The organism is Mycobacterium yunnanensis (assembly GCF_025823185.1).
Taxonomy (GTDB): Bacteria; Actinomycetota; Actinomycetes; order Mycobacteriales; family Mycobacteriaceae; genus Mycobacterium; species Mycobacterium yunnanensis.
Genome location: NZ_JACKVK010000008.1, coordinates 1,069,521 through 1,086,790, shown reverse-complemented (window position 1 = coordinate 1,086,790; position 17,270 = coordinate 1,069,521). Strand labels below are relative to the sequence as shown.

Sequence of the window (17,270 nt, the reverse complement as noted above, 5' to 3'; positions counted from 1 at the left end):
GCCGGGCATGCGCTACATTCGCGGGGCTAGGACGCGGGAGCTCGGAGACACCGGGCTGAGAGGGTGGCTGTCGAGCCACCGACCGCTTGAACCTGACCGGGTAATGCCGGCGTAGGGAGAGTGAGCTTCGATGTCGGTCGTCGTACGCCGTATTCGTCCATCCAGCCTGCGTGGGTCCGCCGGTGAGGTCCCGCCCACCCTGGTCGAACCCGCACCACGCGTGCTCGGCGTCTTCGATCAGTTGGGCCTGTGGGGCAACCTCGGGGTCAGCCTGCTCGGATTCACCGGCGCGGCAGTGGTTCTGCAGCCAGGCGGACCCGGGACGCCGCAGCTGTCATTGACGGCGGCGCTGCTCGCCACCGTCGTCGGCACGGTGCTCGGCGCCGCCGCGATCGCGGCCTCGGCGATCCCGGGAGCCCAAACCGGCGCGCCGGCAATGGTTCTGCTGCGCGGTCTGCTTGGCGCGCGGGTGTCCTACCTGCCGACGGTGCTCAACGTCGTACAGATGGTCGGGTGGGGCACCTTCGAGTTGGTCACGATCTCCACGGCGGCCGCCACCGTCCTGCCCGCGGTACCGCAGTGGACGTTCGTCGTGGTGGGTGGCGTCATCACGACCGTGCTGTCGCTGTATCCGCTTGGCGCGGTGCGCGTATTGCGCAAGTACGTGACCGTTGCGGTCGTCGTCGCACTGGCCTACCTGTTCCTTCAGCTCCTGGCCAAGCCGATGCCTCCGCTGACCGAGGGCACGTGGACGGGGTTCAGCGTCGGCGTCGACGTGACCGTGGCCGTGGCGGTGTCCTGGGTGCCGATGGCCGCCGACTACGCCCGCCATTCCCGTAGCTCGGCGGCGGCCTTCACCGGCGCCTTCTTCGGATATGGGCTGACTCAGATCGCCTGTTACGCGCTCGGCCTGCTCGCGCTGGTCACCGTGGCCGCCGACGGCGACCAGATCTTCGCCGCGTTCATCGCCGTCCCGCTGGGTGGGTTGGCCTTCGCCGTGCTCGCCATTCGGGAGATGGACCAGTCGTTCGCCAACGTCTACTCGGCCACCGTGTCGACGCAGAACGTGCGTCCCCGCTGGGACCGCCGGTACGTCGCGGTGGTGGTGGGCGTCCTCATCACGGTGCTGGCACTCGGCGTGAACATCTACGGCTACGCCAGTTTCCTGTCGTTGATCGGTTCGGTGTTCGTGCCGTTGTTCGCGACACTCACCGTCGACTACTACTGCTTCTCGGGCCGGCGAGGATGGGATCTGACGTCGAATTCCGCGTCGCGCTGGCTGATGTTGCTGCCATGGGCGCTGGGCTTCGTGACCTACCAGTTGATCTATCCCGGGCAGGTCGGCTGGTGGGCGCGGGCGTGGGGCGACGTCGCCCAAGCGATCGGCTTCACCGCCCGGCCGTGGATGAGTGCGTCGGTCTTCTCGTTCATCGTGGCGGCCGTGCTGACGTTGGTGGTCGGCGGTGCGTCGCGGTGGTTGACTCGACGTTCGCCGGCCCAGGTCACGTCGGACGCCAATTGTGACCAAACACCCATGTGAGAGATGTCGCGCTGAGCCCACTAGCGGCGAGACCAGGTGTTGCGGGACCATTGCATTATGTATACGAACGCCGCGAGCTACGAGACTCCTTCGTCGGCGCCCATGAACCCCCTCCGATGGTGGGTCACGTGTGCGCTCGGCCGCGGTCCGCTGCTCCGCCGAGCGGATCGTGTGCACGCGTGGGGGCTGGTCATCGGATTCGCCGCGATGATCGCGGCGATCGCGCCGGCAGTGGCGGTGGGTCAGGTTGGCTACACCGCTCGCGCGCAGACCATCGCGGCGGAGGCCGCGACCCGTCATCCGGCCGAGGCCATCGCGATGAGCGACAGCACCGCCGATCCGACGCAGATCGAGTCGGGGTCGACCTCATTCCTCGCCCACGTGCGCTGGACGGCGCGCGACGGCGCCCATGACGATTACACGAAGCTCGAGCAGCCGGTCAAGGCTGGTCAGCCGGTGCGAATTTGGCTCGACGACGCGGGCAAGCCGACCACACCCCCGCTGACCGACGCCGACGCCCGTGTCGTCGCAATGGGCACGGCCGCGATCGTGTGGCTGGGTCTCGCCGCCGTGATCGGCGTGGGCGTCGCCATGCTTCAGATGGCCGTCAACCGTGCGCGCGACCGAAAGTGGGAGCGCGGCCTGCGGGCCTTGGTCGACGACGTCGATGGACCCGCGCCCCATCGGCCCTGACGCACCGCGGCCACGTCGCCGCACCCACGATCCCTGGGGCGTTCCAACAGTTTTCGTATACACATACTGCATACTGTATGTGGATGACGCCGTCCGGCGATCCGCTCCAAGGCCAGGAAGGACCGCGACGAGATGACTGCCCGCGACGACGAACTCACCGTCAAGGCCCCCAAGGAGTGGGCCACCGGGGTGCCCGCAGTGATGCACGCACTGGAGTTCTCCCTCGGGCACACGTCGCTTCGGCGCACGGCGCTGAACTTGCTCACCATCAACCAAGCCACCGGCGTCGACTGCCCGGGCTGCGCGTGGCCGGAGCCGCGCAAGCGCCATTTCAGCGAGTACTGCGAGAACGGCGCCAAGCATGTCAACGACGAGGCCACCACGCGCCGGATCACCCGGGAGTTCTTCCGCGACCACCCCGTCTCCGTCCTGGCGACCAAGTCCGACATGTGGCTCAACGACCAGGGCCGTCTCACCGAACCGATGGTGAAGCGGCCCGGCTCCGACCACTACGAACCCATCGACTGGGACGACGCCTTTGCGATCCTGGCCGACGAGTTGCGCGCCCTGGACTCACCGGATGAATCGCTGTTCTACACCTCGGGCCGGTTGAGCAACGAGGCCGCGTTCCTGCTGCAGCTGTTCGTTCGAAGCCTGGGTACCAACAACCTTCCCGACTGCAGCAACATGTGCCACGAGTCGAGCGGCTCCGGGCTGGGGGAATCACTCGGCATCGGCAAGGGCAGCGTCAGCCTGGAGGACATCGAGGAATCCGACCTCGTCTTCGCCGTCGGCATCAACCCCGGCACCAACATGCCGCGGATGCTGTCCTCGCTGGAGGAAACCAAGCGCAACGGTGGCCACGTCATCGCCGTCAACCCGCTCCCCGAGGCCGGCTTGCTCCGCTTCAAGAACCCGCAGAAGGCCAGGGGCATCGTCGGCCGCGGGACCACGATCGCCGACCAGTTCCTGCACATCAAGCCTGGCGGCGACCTCGCCCTCTTCCAGGCAATCAACGCCCGGTTGCTCGCGGCGGAGGACGCCAACCCGGGCACCGTGCTCGACCACGAGTTCATCGCCAACGACACCACCGGCTTCGCCGAGTTCGCCGAACACACCCGACACGTCGACCGGGACGACGTCCTGTCTGCCACCGGGCTGTCCCTCGAGGACGTCGACCAGGTCGTCGAACGCGTGCTGGCGAGCAAGAAGATCATCGTCTGCTGGGCGATGGGCGTCACGCAGCAGAAGCACGGCGTCGCCACGGTCCGCGAGATCGTCAACTTCCTCATGCTTCGCGGCAACCTGGGCCGCCCGGGCGCGGGCGTGTGCCCCGTCCGTGGGCACAGCAACGTCCAGGGCGACCGAACCATGGGCATCTGGGAGCGGATGCCCGACTCGTTCCTCGACGCACTCGGCCGCGAATTCGAGTTCACCCCACCGCGTCATCACGGGCTGGACGCAGTGGACTCCATCCGTGCCATGCGCGACGGCAAGGCCAAGGTCTTCATGGGCTTCGCGGGGAACTTCGTGCGTGCGACCCCGGACAGCGAGCTCGTGGAGCGGGCGATGCGGCGGTGCCGGCTGACCGCGCACGTGTCGACGAAGCTCAACCTCTCCCACGCCGTGTGCGGGGACACCGCGCTGATCCTTCCGACGCTCGGGCGCAGTGACCGCGACGTCCAGCGCACCGGTGAGCAGTTCGTCACGGTGGAGGACTCGATGAGCATCGTCCACCAATCTCATGGCCGCCTGCAGCCGGCGTCGGAGCACCTGCTCAGCGAGGTGGCCATCGTCTCGCGACTGGCCCGCCGGACCCTTGGCGAGGACTCGACCGTACCGTGGGAGAGCTTCGAGGGTGATTACGACCTGATCCGCGAACGGATTTCGCGTGTCGTACCCGGTTTCGAGGACTTCAACGAGCGGGTCCGCGAGCCGGGCGGCTTCCGGCTGCCCAATCCGGTCAACGAGCATCGCTACCCGACCGCGTCGGGCAAGGCGGTGTTCACCAGCAACACCTTCGATCGCCTTCGAGTACCCGACGGCCATCTCGTCCTGCAGACCATGCGGTCTCACGACCAGTGGAACACGGTGCCCTACGCGCTCGACGACCGCTACCGCGGTATTCACAACGGTCGTCACGTCGTGCTGGTCAACCCGGCCGACATCGACGCATTGGGCCTCACCGACCGCCAGATGGTCGACCTCGTCAGCACCTGGGAGGACGGGATCGAGCGGCGCGCCAAGGACTTCCGCGTGGTGGCGTACCCGTCGGCGCGCGGGTCGGCGGCCTCGTACTATCCCGAGACCAACGTGCTCGTCCCGTTGGACAGCGTCGCCGACGTCAGCAACACCCCCACCTCGAAGGGTGTCTTCGTCCGACTGGTCCCGACGGGAAGCGTGGCCGAGACGACGACCGCATCGATCGAGACTGCCGCGATGGGACGCTGACCGATCAGCCGCGCATCAGCTCGGCGACGTGCGCGCTGACCGACTCCCGCAACCCTTGGAGGTCGTAACCGCCCTCGAGCACCGACACCAACCGACCGTCGCAGTGCCGCTCGGCTGCCACCATCAGCTCGCGCGTCACCCACGCGAAGTCGTCGGCGGTCATGCACAGCGAGCCGAGAGGATCACGCTCATGTGCGTCGAAACCGGCTGACACGATGAGCAATTCGGGCGAGAACGCATCCAGCGCGGGCAAGATCCGGTCGGTGAATGCGGCGCGAAGTTCGGCCCCGCCGTCGCCGGCGGCCAGTGGGGTGTTGACGATGTTTCCCACGCCCGTCTCCCGCACTTCGCCCGTGCCGGGGAACCACGGCATTTGGTGGGTGGAGGCGTAGAGCACGTCGGGATCGGAGTAGAAGATCTCCTGGGTGCCGTTGCCGTGGTGGACGTCGAAGTCCACGATCGCGACCCTGCCCAGACCGTGCTTGAGTTGGGCGTGGCGGGCCCCGATGCCGATGTTGTTGAACAGGCAGAAGCCCATGGCCCGGTCGGTCTCGGCGTGGTGCCCGGGCGGCCGGCAGGCGACGAACGCATTCTGCACGCCCCCCGACGCGACCTGGTCGACGGCCTGGATCGTGCCGCCGACACCCCGCAGGACCACTTCCCAGGTCGAGGGTTCCATCATGGTGTCGCCGCCGTCGAGATAGACGAAGCCCTCTGCGGGCCGCGCGCCCTCCAGCGCGTCGACGTAGGCGTCGGTGTGCACGTAGCGCGTGGCGTCGAGGGCGCCGAGCTGAGCCTCGTCGCGCACCAAGTCGTCGAACCGCGGCTGCCCGAGGGCCGTCTTCACGGTGCGGTAGCGATCGGGCCGCTCGGGATGCCCCGCCGAGGTCTGGTGATTGGCGAACGCGTCGTGGTGGACCAGCAGAGTGGGCACGCCCGGACTCCCGTCGAATAGGTCTTCGTGAAGCGGATATTGTATGCAATACTAGCCGGGCAGCATCTCGAGGTCCATGTCGCGCCAGGCCGGGCACCCGCCCGATCGTCCGACCCGCCGGGTCGGATGTCCGCGCGCCGAGCTCGACACGCGCGCGTAAGTCATTGTCGGACATACTGATTCACCGCAGTTATCAACCGATTCCCAGTCGGTATCGCGAGGCGAGATTTCTTGACAACCAATTCCGGCGGGCGTTCACTCGCATTCGATAGTGAGAACTTCATTCCGCATTACGGAATTCATCACCAGCGCATCGCATAACGAAGGGCACGCCGTCGTGAAGGCCACCTACACCGTCAACTGCTCGATCCTGCTGACCGACCTCCCGCTGTTGGATCGGCCACGCGCCGCCAGGGACGCCGGCTTCACCGCCGTCGAATTCTGGTGGCCGTTCGCCACCCCGACGCCGTCGGAGACGGAGGTCACGGCGTTCATCCGGGCCATTCAGGACGCCGGGGTCACGCTGACCGGACTCAACTTCGCCGCCGGGGACATGCCCGCCGGTGACCGCGGCATCCTGTCGAACCCCCAGCTGCAGAGCGCCTTTCGCGACAACGTCGCCATTGCCGTCGACATCGCCGACACGCTCGGCACCGGAGCCTTCAACGCGCTCTACGGCAACCGCGACGACGCGTTCACCCCGTCCGCCCAAGACGACGTCGCCGCCGACAACCTGGCCTTCGCCGCGGCGGCGGCAGACCGGATTGGTGCGGTCGTACTGGTCGAGCCGGTCAGCGGCGCCCCGCGCTACCCGATCAAGACCGCCGCCGACGCGATCGGCGTCGTCGACCGGGTGAACGCCGAGAGCGGCACCACCAATCTGCGCCTGCTCGCCGACCTCTACCACCTGCACGTCAACGGCGACGACACCTCGGCGGTCATCCGCGAGTACGGCAGCCGGATCGGGCACGTACAGATCGCCGACTCGCCCGGACGTGGCGAGCCGGGCACCGGCGAGGTGGCCCTGGCCCGGCAGGTCCACGAGCTCGCCGACGGCGGCTACGCCGGCTACCTCGGCCTGGAATACAAGGCCACTCGGCCCGACACCTTCGACTGGCTGCCTCGCGAGGAGCGCGGAGCCGACGCAGTGAACATCGACACCCTTTCGCAGCAACAAGAAACGAGGATCTCGTGAGCACCATCGGCTTCATCGGACTGGGCATCATGGGCGGCCCCATGGCGCGGCACCTGGTCGCGGCCGGGCACACCGTCATCGGATACGACCGCTCCCACGAACGCATGCAGGCCCTCGTCGAGGCGGGCGGGTCGTCCGCCGACTCCATCGAGCAGACCGTCAAGAACGCCGACGTGGTTGCCGTCATGGTCCCCGACTCCCCCGACGTCCAGGCCGTCCTGCTTCCCGAGGACGGGGTGTTCGCCAACGCCCAACCCGGCACTATAGTGATCGACTTCTCCTCGATCCGTCCCGACGTCACCGCCGAGTTGGCCAAGACCGCGGCAGAACGCGGTCTGCGCATCGTCGACGCCCCCGTCTCCGGCGGCGAGCCCGGCGCCGTCAACGCCACCCTGTCCATCATGGTGGGAGGCTCCGAAGCCGACTTCGCCTCGGCCAAGCCCATTCTCGACGTCGTCGGAAAGACCATCGCCCACGTCGGCCCCAGTGGTTCGGGGCAGACCGTCAAGGCGGCCAACCAGCTGATCGTGGCGGGCAACATCGAACTGCTGGCCGAGGCCATCACCTTCCTGCGCGCCTACGGCGTGGACATCGACGCCGCCGTCGAGGTGCTCGGTGGCGGCCTGGCGGGATCGGCGGTGCTCAACCAGAAGGCGCCGAAGATGTTGTCGCGCAACTTCGATCCCGGTTTCCGGGTGGCCCTGCACCACAAGGACATGGGCATCGTCACCTCGGCGGCCCGCGAGGCCGGCGTGGTCATCCCGCTGGGCGCCGTCGTGGCGCAGCTGATGGCCTCGGCGATCGCCAACGGCGACGGCGGCCTCGACCACTCCGCGCTGCTGCTTGGCGTGGAGCGGCTGTCCGGCACGAACACCGAGGCGGCGAAGTGACCCGCATGCGCACCGTCGACGCGGCGGTGCGGATCCTCGAGATCGAGGGCGCCACGCAGGCGTTCGGCTTGCCAGGGGCAGCGATCAACCCGTTCTACTCGGCGATGCGTGCCCACGGGGGAATCAAGCACATCCTCGCCAGACACGTCGAAGGCGCCAGCCACATGGCCGAGGGATACACCCGAGCCGCCGCAGGCAACATCGGCATCTGCATCGGTACCTCCGGGCCCGCGGGGACCGACATGATCACCGGCTTGTACTCCGCCTCAGCCGATTCCATTCCCATCCTCGCCATCACCGGCCAGGCGCCCGTCGCCAGGCTGCACAAGGAGGACTTTCAGGCCGTCGACATCGCCGCCATCGCCGCGCCGGTGACCAAGATGGCGATGACGGTCCTGGAACCGGGCCAGGTGCCCGGCGCCTTCGCCAAGGCGTTCCACCTGATGCGCTCCGGTCGACCAGGTCCGGTCCTGATCGACCTGCCCATCGACGTCCAGCTCGCTGAGATCGACTTCGACCCGGAGGCCTATCAGCCGCTGCCCCTGTACAAGCCGGCCGCAACCCGAGGACAGGCCGAGAAGGTCCTGGACATGCTGGTGACGGCGCAGCGGCCACTCATCGTCGCCGGCGGCGGCATCATCAACGCCGACGCCAGTGATCTGCTCGTCGAATTGGCCGAGACGCTCAACATCCCCGTGGTGCCGACCCTGATGGGCTGGGGGACGATTCCCGACGATCACCGGCTGGCGGCCGGAATGGCGGGTCTGCAGACCGCCCATCGCTACGGCAACGCGACCATGCTCGCCTCGGACTTCGTGCTGGGGATCGGCAACCGCTGGGCCAACCGCCACACCGGCGGACTCGACACCTACCGCAAGGGAAGGCGTTTCGTCCACGTGGACGTCGAGGCCACCCAGATCGGCCGGGTCTTCTCCCCCGACCTCGGCATCGTCTCCGACGCCAAGGCCGCACTCGAGCAGCTGGTCGCCGCCGCCAAGGACAGGGGCACCCTGCCGACGTGGAGCAGCTGGGTTCGGGACTGCCAGGAGCGCAAGCGGACGATGCACCGCAAGACGCACTTCGACGACGTGCCGATCAAGCCGCAGCGGGTCTACGAGGAGATGAACCGCGTGTTCGGCCGCGACGCCCGCTATGTCACGGCCATCGGTCTGTCCCAAATCGCCGGCGGCCAGTTCCTCCAGGTCTTCAAACCGCGGAACTGGATCAACTGCGGTCAGGCCGGTCCGCTGGGCTGGACCATTCCCGCCGCACTCGGCGTCGTCACCTCGGATCCGTCGGCCACGGTGGTCGGGCTCTCCGGCGACTACGACTTCCAGTTCCTCATCGAAGAACTCGCCGTCGGCGCCCAGTTCAACCTGCCCTACGTCCACGTCCTGGTGAACAACTCCTACCTGGGTCTGATCCGTCAGGCACAGCGCGGGTTCGACATGGACTACCACGTGTCGTTGGCCTTCGACAACATCAACTCCCAGGAGAACGACACCGAGGCGCCCAAGGGCTACGGCGTCGACCACCTCCGCGTTGCCGAAGGACTGGGCTGCAAGGCCATTCAAGTGGTCGAGCCCGGGGACATCGCCCCGGCCCTCGAGCGGGCGCAGCGCCTGGCTCAGGAACACAAGGTGCCCGTGGTGGTCGAGATCTTCCTGGAGAAGGTCACCAACATCGCGATGGGCACCGAACTCGACAACGTCGTCGAGTTCAACGACCTGGCCGACACCCTCGACGACGCACCATCGGCCGCCGCACTGATGCTCGACTGAGTCGAGGGAGTCATACGACGGGGAGGCGGCTACCCAGCCGCCTCCCCGTCGTATTCTGCGCCCAATTCGCGGGCCACCCGCTCGAGCAATGGCGTCACCGTCGTCGCTGACGCCAGTGTCAGGCGTGACCCCGGTCCCGACACCGAGATGGCCGTGAGGTTGGGGGCATGGGGTACCGGCACCGAGAAGCAGCGGACGCCGAGCTCCTGCTCACCCTCGTCGACGGCGTACCCGCGAACGCGGCTCAGTTCGATGTCGCGCATCAGCGACGGTGCCGTCACATGGGTATTCGCACTCATTGCAGGCATCCCAGTCCGCTTGAGCAGGGCGAGGATCGAGTCATCGGGCATCTGCATGAGCAGCGCCTTGCCGACTCCCGTGCAGTGCAGATGCACGCGCCTGCCGACCTCGGTGAACATGCGCATGGAGTGCGGCGAGGGCACCTGCGCGACGTAGACCGCCATGTCGCCGTCGACGACGGCCATGTTCGCACTCTCCCCCGTCCGTTCCACCAGGCCGGCCAAGTGACGGCGCGACCACGTTCCCACGAGTCGGGCCGCACTCTCGCCGAGCCGAATGAGCCTGGGTCCCAACGCATAGTGTCTGTTGGGCAGTTGTCGAACGTAACCTAGGTCGAGCAACGTCCGCACCAGCCGGTGCACCGTCGGTTGGGGCAGCGTGGCGCGCGCCGCCAGATCGCCGAACGCCATGGCGGGCCCGGCGGCGGCGAGGATCTCCAGCAGTTCGAAGGCTCGCTCGACCGACTGAACTCCGCCGCGTGCCGCCCCGGCCTCCTCTGTCATCGACGAACCTCCGTCCCCGCCTCGGCCAAGCGGTCACTCCGCTCGGCGACACGTTCGTTTCGCATCGTGAAATCGTAGTGACCCTGCACAGTCGACGAAGCGACCGAGGGGATCGCGTCGTGCAGAGATCCCCTCGGCCGCTCGTCGGAGCACGGTCAGTCAGACGCCGCGGCCGGTACCCTCGCCGTCGCCGGCGTCGTGCTCGGCGTCACCGTGGGTTGACCGGTGCGCCCCGGCTGCCTCAGGAAGAGGGCGAGGCCGGCGGAGACCAGTGCGCTGGTGGCCGCCAGCCAATAGGCCCCGCCGTAACCCCAGGCGTCGATCACGCTGGCACCGACACCGATGCCCACCACCGATCCCAGGAGCTTGGAGCTGTAGATCAGGCCGTAGTTGCTGGCATTGTTGTTCTCTCCAAAGTAATCCGGGGTCAGCGAGGCGAACATCGGATAGAAGGCGCCACCGCCGAATCCCACCAGGAACGCAAAGAACAGGAACGCAATCTCGTTGTGCGCCTTACCCGCGTAGAGCAGACCAACCAGCGACACCGCTGACACCAGCAGCACGATCAGCAGCGTCTGCTTGCGGCCGAGCCGGTCGGAGACGAATCCGGTCAGGGTGCGGCCGGTGCCGTTGACCACCGACAGGACACCGGCCGAGGACGCGGCGATCAACGGCCCGAAGCCCAGCTCCTTGGCGAAGGGGACCATGTAGCTGATGCCGAACAGCGAGACACCCGCGCTGATGCCAAGGGACAGCCACATCAGCGGCAGCATGCCGGTCTTGACGGCCTCCATCGGCGTGTACTGCCGCACCGCAGGCGGATTGCGCTTGAGGCTGGCCGCCCCCTTCTTGCTGTTGGCCCATTCCAACGGGTCGACGTCGGCGGGCCACCAGTTCTTCGGTGGGTCCCGGAAGAACATCCCGCACGCCGCGACGACGATCAGCATGTACACGGCGACGAGGTCGAGGACCCAGACGTAGGTGCTCGGGTGCAGCGCGTAGCTGAAGATGAAGATGAACGGAACCGCACCGTAGGCGAACCCGCCGTTGACGAAACCGGTCTTGCCGCCTCGCCGTTCGGGGTACCACTTGCCGACGATGTTGATACAGGTCGCATAGACCAGACCCGCGCCGACGCCTCCGCAGAGCGCGAAGCCGAGGAACGCGAGAACGATGCTGTCCTGGGTGAGGCTGACGAAGCCGACCGCGGACAGCACCGCACCCGCGAGCATGGCGGCGCGCGCGGAGACCACGCCCTTCTCACGCAGCTTTCCTGCCGGGTAGGCGATCAACGCCTGGAAGAAGGCCCAGATGGACAGCAGCCAAAATGTCTCGGACATCGTCCAGCCGTGGGCTTCTCGGACGGCAGCTTGAGCGGCGCCGTACCCGTACTCGTAGACGCTGACTGCCATCATGGCGGCCCAGGGCAACCAGACCATCCAGGCCCGGGATCGGCCCAGCAACTGGTGGTCGGTCTCTCCGATGCGGTAGACGCGGTCGTTCGCGTCAGTGACCTCGCGATGACTTGCGAGTGTTGAGGACATGGTTCATTCTCTTTCTGACGATGGGTTCAGGCTCTCTCCTCGATGCCGTCTCGCGTTGGGTTTTCGCGGCGAACATCTGGGCGGTCCGTTCGCGCACCGCACGGGGGTGGGTCCCCGCACAGGCGGTCCGGCGCGCGCGCCAAAGACACGGCGCAGCGTCGCAACCGTCCTCGACCTCGCGATCGAAGGCTCGTGGCGACTCTCGGCGACCGTTGAAGAAGCACGACGTCTGCCGTGCCTGCTAACGGGTTCAACTCATGGGCATCGTGACCCTTCACTCTCGGGTTCCGTGGACGTGCAGGTGGCGCGGGCGGATGGCCCGCTCGGGACCTAGATGGCCCCGACGCTCTTGAACTGCTCGAGTTGATCTGGTGAGTAGCCGAGCTCCGCACAGATGGAGTCCGTGTGTTCCCCGAGCAACGGGGACCTGACGATCTCGACCGGGGAGTCCGAGAGCCGCAAAGGCGAGCCCACGGTCTTGTACTCACCCCGCTCGGGATGGTCGACGGTGACGATCGAGCCGAGCTCGGCGAGCGTCTCGTCTTCGATGAGCTCCTTGGTCCCGAGCACGGGCCCACACGGGACGCCGAGGGCGTTGAGTGCCGTCAGCGCTTGCCATTTGGTGAGTTCGGTCGACCAGTCCTCGATGAGCGCGAAGACCTTGTCCAACTTGTCGAGCCGGTCCTCGGGCCGCGCCCAGTCGGGATGGTCGGCCAGCTCCGGCCGTCCGATGAGAACCGCCAACGGCGCCCACACCTGGGGTTGGATGATGACGTAGATGTAGTCGTTGGGACCGCCGCCGCTGGTGCGGACGGCCCAGCCGGGCTGCCCGCCGCCGGAGGCGTTGCCTGATCGAGGGACCTCGTCGGAGAAGTGCTCGTTCGGGTACTCCGGAAGGGGGCCGTGCGCGAGCCGCTGTTGATCCCTCAGCTTCACCCGGCACAGGTTGAGGACGGCATCCTGCATCGCCACCTCCACGCGCTGACCCCGACCCGTGTTGGTGCGCTGGTAGAGCGCGGCCAGGATTCCGGTGACCAGATGAATGCCGGTGCCGGAGTCGCCGATCTGCGCCCCGGTGGCCGTCGGCGGCCCGTGCTCGAAACCCGTGGTGGCCATCGACCCACCCATGGCCTGGGCGATGACCTCGTAGGCCTTGAAGTCGAAGTACTTCCCGGGGCCGAACCCCTTGATGGAGGCATAGATCAACGCCGGGTTGATCTCGTGCAGACGCTCCCAGGGGAAGCCGAAGCGGTCGACGACGCCGGGTCCGTAGTTCTCCACCAGGATGTCCACGCGTGACACGAGGTCGACGAAGATCTGCTTGCCCTCGTCACTCTTCATGTTGACGGTGATGCTGCGCTTGTTGCAGTTGAGCATCGCGAAGTAGAGGCTGTCCGCGCCGGGAAGGTCGCGCAGCTGGCTCCGGGTGACGTCTCCGCCCTTGGGCGCCTCCAGCTTGATGACGTCGGCCCCCAACCACGCCAGGAGCTGCGTCGCCGACGGCCCGGACTGCACGTGGGTCATGTCCAGGACACGAACCCCCGACAACGCCTTGCCCGCGGACGACTCGGGCGCACGGGCCGGCCCGTCGGAGACGGTGGTGGTCTGATCCATGGTCGTCATCCCTTCCGCGCGGTGGGCGCGTGAGCGTGAAAGCACCTCGTGCATCCGGTAGGAGTCGGGCGGACGCGCCGTCGGCCACGATTGCATACCGTATGCGTTAGACCAAGAGTGTGTCCCACGTAACAACTTTCTGTCTATAACTTGGGCCGTTTTGCCTCCGCGGGCGGCTGGAGCACCCGTCGCATCCGTGCCCGCCGAGAAGGTCTCGACGCCGGCCCAAGACGGGGTTGCCGCCAGGTTTGGACCGGCGCGAGCTTCAATTACCGCCATTGGCAACGTGTTTCACGATATGAATCATGCGAGCTCATGGCCACTTTCAACCACCGGCGGACGGGCCACCCCTGATTACCAGGAAACTCCCAGGGCAACTCAAGGTTGCGCGAAGAATTGTATGTAGTATACCGTCCGCTGTGACCGTGGTCACTATCCCATTCTCGAGTGATTGGTGTTACACATGTACCTGTATGCAGTATTCAGCAAGCATCGAGCGTGGTCAGTGGTGATCCCGCCGAGTCGGCGGCCGGCCGACCCCACCACTGCCCCGTCATGGAGCCAGGGGGGTCGACCAGCATGACCACAGCTCAGCCGGCGTACCGCGAGGTCGTCGACGACAACGGCCGGGTGTACCGGGTTGGCGAGACCGACCGCGACATCCTGGGGCGGTCCAGGGTATGGATGGTCTGGCTGCCGTGGATCGCGATGATGGCCATCAGCTCGTCCGAGTACGCGTTCACCTCCGCGGAGGACACACTGGTCGGTGCGCACGGCTGGGAGAGCGGCCACATCTTCTGGCTGCTGGGACTGTGGGTCTTCTTCCAGGCAGCGGTCGCGTTCCCGGCAGGCAAGATGCGCGAGAGTGGCGCCCTGTCGGCCAAGGCCGGAATGATGATCGGCGCCTGCGGCTCACTACTGGGCTATCTGTCGCTGGCCTACTCGCCCACCGTCTGGATCGCCTATCTCGGCTTCGGCTTCTTCGGTGGCACCGGCGCCGGCGTGGTCTACGCGACCTGCGTCAACATGGTCGGCAAGTGGTACCCGGAACGCAAGGGCGGCAAGACGGGCTTCGTCAACGGCGGGTTCGCCTACGGTTCGGTGCCCTTCATCTTCTTGTTCACCAGCTACCTCGACGTCAGCAACTACACCTGGCTGCTGACCGTCATCGGGTTCTTCCTCGCCGGCCTGGTGGCGTTCACCGGCATGTTCTTCAAGGATCCGCCGAAGAACTGGTGGCCCGCACACGTCGACCCGCTGACGGCAAGCAATGACCCGCGGATCGCTCGCGCCTTGAAGAAGAACCCACCGGCCAAGAAGCAGTACACCCCAATGGAAGCCGTCAAGACCGGCATCCTGCCGCTGATGTGGTTCGTGCTGCTCTGCACCGCGGGCATCAACATCTTCGGCATCGCCATGCAGGTGCCGTTCGGCAAGGAGATGGGCTTCGCGGGCGGCATCGTGGCACTGGCGATGAGCCTCAAGGCCATCATCAACGGCACTGGCCGCGGTGTCATCGGCTGGATCTCCGACCGCTTCGGACGCCGTGAGACGCTCATCCTAGTCTGCGTCGTACTGGGTCTGTCGCAGTACGCGGTGTTCCTGTCCGGCTCCATCGGCAGCATGCCGCTGTTCCTGATGGCGTCCATGGTGTCCGGTTTCGGCGGCGGCGCGATCTTCCCGCTGTTCGCCGCGATGACCGCCGACTACTTCGGCGAGAACAACAACGCGAGCAACTACGGTCTGGTCTACAGCTCCAAGGTCATCTCCGGCCTGGTGGGCGCGGGCCTCGGTTCCGTGGTCGTCAGCAACTGGGGTTACGGCACCGCGTTCACGATCGCGGGCACGGTGGGCATCGTGTGTGCCTTCCTCTCGCTACTGCTGCGCCAGCCCCAGCTGAAGGGCTCCGAACGAACCACCACGCCGACCGATCGACCGGAGAGCAAGGACCGGGAAGCGACGGCGTCACTCGCGCTGGACTAGCGCCCGGGTGGGTTCCGGGTAGGAAACAGCGCCCCGGGCGCGGCAGAGACGTCAAGGACTCCGCCGCGCCCGGTTTGGCGTCTCGGGGCCGGGGAAATGGTGCCCGAAGGAACCCGGACGATATGTGGCGGCGGTCTCGTCGCCGGTTCTTTGCATACGAAAACCTGTAGTATCAGCACCGCCACGACGGTCAAGGAGTCCCCGCCATGTCACATCCGTTCCCCGCCAGCAAGCGCAAGAACTCCTCGCGACCCGCCGGCCTGAGCGACACCGCCGCGCCACGCGTATTGCGCCCGGCCCCCCTGCGCCAAGCCGTCTACGACGCCATCGTCGAGCTGATCGTGCAGGGCACCCTGGAGCGTGGCCGCCATCTCGTCGAGGCCGAGCTCGCCGAGTACCTCGGGGTCAGCCGGCAGCCGGTACGGGAGGCCCTGCAGCGACTTCAGGCAGACGGGTGGATCGAATTGCGGCCCGCACAGGGCGCATTCGTGCACATTCCCTCCGAAGAGGAGGTCGACCAACTACTCGCCGTGCGAACCGTCCTCGAGACCCACTCGGCGGCGCTGGCCGCCTCGCGGGCCACACCCGCCGACGTCAACCGGTTGTGGGAGTTGCAGCAGGACGGCTTGAATGCGTTGGCCGTCAACGACTCCGAGGGCCTCGTCGCAGCGAACGCAGCCCTGCACGCCGCGATCACGGCCCTCGCGGGCAACAAGGTGCTTGCCGAGCACATCGGTCTCGTCGAACGCAAGTGGCGCTGGTACTACCTGCCCATCGCCCAACCTCGTGGCCAGGACGCCTGGAGCGAACACGCCGAGTTGATCACCGCGATCGCCGCAGGTGACGTCAGCCGGGCCACCGACATCATGCACAGGCACACCGAGCGGACCCGCGAGACCTATCACGCCGAGCGGCTGGCCAAGGCCGAGCAGGACTGACCCCGGGGCTCACCCCGCCGACGACACCGCTGCCTCCGTGGCCATGCTGCCGAGGCGCTGCTCCCCGGAGTAGACGTTCATCGTCGAGCCGCGAAGGAACCCCACCAGCGTCAGACCCATCTCACGCGCGAGGTCGACCGCCAACGACGACGGTGCCGACACCGCCGCCAGCGCGGGAATGCCCGCCATCACTGCCTTTTGGACGAGCTCGAACGACGCTCGACCACTGACCATCAGCGTCATTCCCGACAACGGCAGGAGATCCTGGGCGGCCGCCCAGCCGATCACCTTGTCCACCGCGTTGTGGCGGCCCACGTCCTCGCGCACGCATGACAGCGCGCCGTTGGCGTCGAAGAGCCCTGCGGCGTGCAGGCCCCCCGTGCGGTCGAACACGCGCTGCGCGGCGCGCAGCTTGTCCGGCAGGGTGACGATGGTCGACGCGCGCAGCCGGACGGGGTCGGAGTGGACCGACCATCGACTGACCGTTCGCACGGCGTCCAGGCTGGCCTTCCCGCACACCCCGCACGAGGACGTCGTGTAGAAGTTGCGTTCGAGCGAAGCCTCGGGAGTGGGAACGGCGGCGTCGAGCAGCAGATCCACCACGTTGTAGGTGTTCGCGCCCCCGACGGTCGCGCCCGCGCAGTACCGGATCGACGTGACGTCCGCCGCGGAGGACACGACGCCTTCGCTGACCAGGAAGCCGCGGGCAAGGTCGAAGTCGTCACCGGGCGTTCGCATCGTCACCGTCAGGGGTCGGCCGTTCACGCGAATCTCCAGCGGCTCCTCGGCGGCGAGGCTGTCGGGCCGATGCGCGCCGACGCCGCCGTCGAGACGGAGCACCCGGTATCTGGTGGTGACGCGGCCCATGGAAGGTCCTCTCTCGACGTGTCGTCAGATCGTGTCC

General features: G+C 67.1%; 13 protein-coding genes and 1 riboswitch. Of the genes, 8 read left to right on the top strand and 5 right to left on the bottom strand.

The features are described 5' to 3' along the window. The first annotated feature begins 10 nt into the window (after positions 1 to 10). A riboswitch (TPP riboswitch) is annotated at positions 11 to 135 on the top strand. From H7K45_RS15170 to H7K45_RS15160, 3 genes are all read left to right on the top strand, one after another. Beyond that, positions 131 to 1,540 (top strand): purine-cytosine permease family protein, encoded by a 1,410-nt coding sequence (locus H7K45_RS15170; RefSeq protein ID WP_263996618.1) that lies wholly within the window; start codon positions 131 to 133, stop codon positions 1,538 to 1,540. Its footprint overlaps the riboswitch before it by 5 nt. A gap of 102 nt (positions 1,541 to 1,642) precedes the next feature. Beyond that, a complete protein-coding gene (locus H7K45_RS15165) occupies positions 1,643 to 2,233 on the top strand; it encodes an Rv1733c family protein (protein ID WP_263996617.1) in 591 nt (196 codons plus the stop codon). A gap of 132 nt (positions 2,234 to 2,365) precedes the next feature. Next, on the top strand, positions 2,366 to 4,684 hold the full coding sequence (locus tag H7K45_RS15160) for an FdhF/YdeP family oxidoreductase (RefSeq protein ID WP_263996616.1): 2,319 nt from the start codon (positions 2,366 to 2,368) through the stop codon (positions 4,682 to 4,684). 4 nt (positions 4,685 to 4,688) lie between these two features. Here the strand turns inward: H7K45_RS15160 and H7K45_RS15155 are convergent, their stop codons facing one another. After that, on the bottom strand, positions 4,689 to 5,618 hold the full coding sequence (locus H7K45_RS15155; RefSeq protein ID WP_263996615.1) for a histone deacetylase family protein: 930 nt from the start codon (positions 5,616 to 5,618) through the stop codon (positions 4,689 to 4,691). A gap of 337 nt (positions 5,619 to 5,955) precedes the next feature. On the opposite strand from H7K45_RS15155, the gene H7K45_RS15150 reads away from it, so the two are divergent. Genes H7K45_RS15150 through gcl form a run of 3 tightly spaced genes read left to right on the top strand, consistent with a single transcriptional unit; the run spans position 5,956 to position 9,484 of the window. After that, positions 5,956 to 6,813, top strand: coding sequence for a hydroxypyruvate isomerase family protein (locus tag H7K45_RS15150; RefSeq protein WP_263996614.1), 858 nt, complete (start codon positions 5,956 to 5,958; stop codon positions 6,811 to 6,813). Further along, a complete protein-coding gene (locus tag H7K45_RS15145) occupies positions 6,810 to 7,703 on the top strand; it encodes a 2-hydroxy-3-oxopropionate reductase (RefSeq protein ID WP_263996613.1) in 894 nt (297 codons plus the stop codon). Before H7K45_RS15150 ends, H7K45_RS15145 begins: the two co-directional genes overlap by 4 nt. A 5-nt stretch (positions 7,704 to 7,708) precedes the next feature. Next, positions 7,709 to 9,484, top strand: coding sequence for a glyoxylate carboligase (gene gcl, locus H7K45_RS15140; RefSeq protein ID WP_276069890.1), 1,776 nt, complete (start codon positions 7,709 to 7,711; stop codon positions 9,482 to 9,484). 29 nt (positions 9,485 to 9,513) lie between these two features. Here gcl and H7K45_RS15135 read toward each other — a convergent pair whose 3' ends face one another. From H7K45_RS15135 to frc, 3 genes are all read right to left on the bottom strand, one after another. Beyond that, positions 9,514 to 10,287, bottom strand: a complete 774-nt coding sequence (locus tag H7K45_RS15135) for an IclR family transcriptional regulator (RefSeq protein ID WP_263996611.1) — start codon at positions 10,285 to 10,287, stop codon at positions 9,514 to 9,516. A 155-nt stretch (positions 10,288 to 10,442) separates the two neighbouring features. Beyond that, positions 10,443 to 11,831, bottom strand: a complete 1,389-nt coding sequence (locus tag H7K45_RS15130) for an OFA family MFS transporter (protein ID WP_263996610.1) — start codon at positions 11,829 to 11,831, stop codon at positions 10,443 to 10,445. Between the two features lie 330 nt (positions 11,832 to 12,161). Further along, complete coding sequence (gene frc / locus H7K45_RS15125; RefSeq protein WP_263996609.1) at positions 12,162 to 13,445, bottom strand: formyl-CoA transferase; 1,284 nt, start codon at positions 13,443 to 13,445, stop codon at positions 12,162 to 12,164. 579 nt (positions 13,446 to 14,024) lie between these two features. On the opposite strand from frc, the gene H7K45_RS15120 reads away from it, so the two are divergent. After that, positions 14,025 to 15,428: an OFA family MFS transporter gene (locus H7K45_RS15120; RefSeq protein WP_263996608.1), complete on the top strand. Its 1,404-nt coding sequence runs from the start codon at positions 14,025 to 14,027 to the stop codon at positions 15,426 to 15,428. A gap of 206 nt (positions 15,429 to 15,634) precedes the next feature. Beyond that, complete coding sequence (locus tag H7K45_RS15115) at positions 15,635 to 16,366, top strand: GntR family transcriptional regulator (protein WP_263996607.1); 732 nt, start codon at positions 15,635 to 15,637, stop codon at positions 16,364 to 16,366. Between the two features lie 9 nt (positions 16,367 to 16,375). Here H7K45_RS15115 and fdhD read toward each other — a convergent pair whose 3' ends face one another. Next, entirely contained in the window at positions 16,376 to 17,233 is an 858-nt protein-coding gene (gene fdhD / locus H7K45_RS15110) for a formate dehydrogenase accessory sulfurtransferase FdhD (protein WP_263996606.1), read from the bottom strand. Positions 17,234 to 17,270 lie beyond the last annotated feature (37 nt).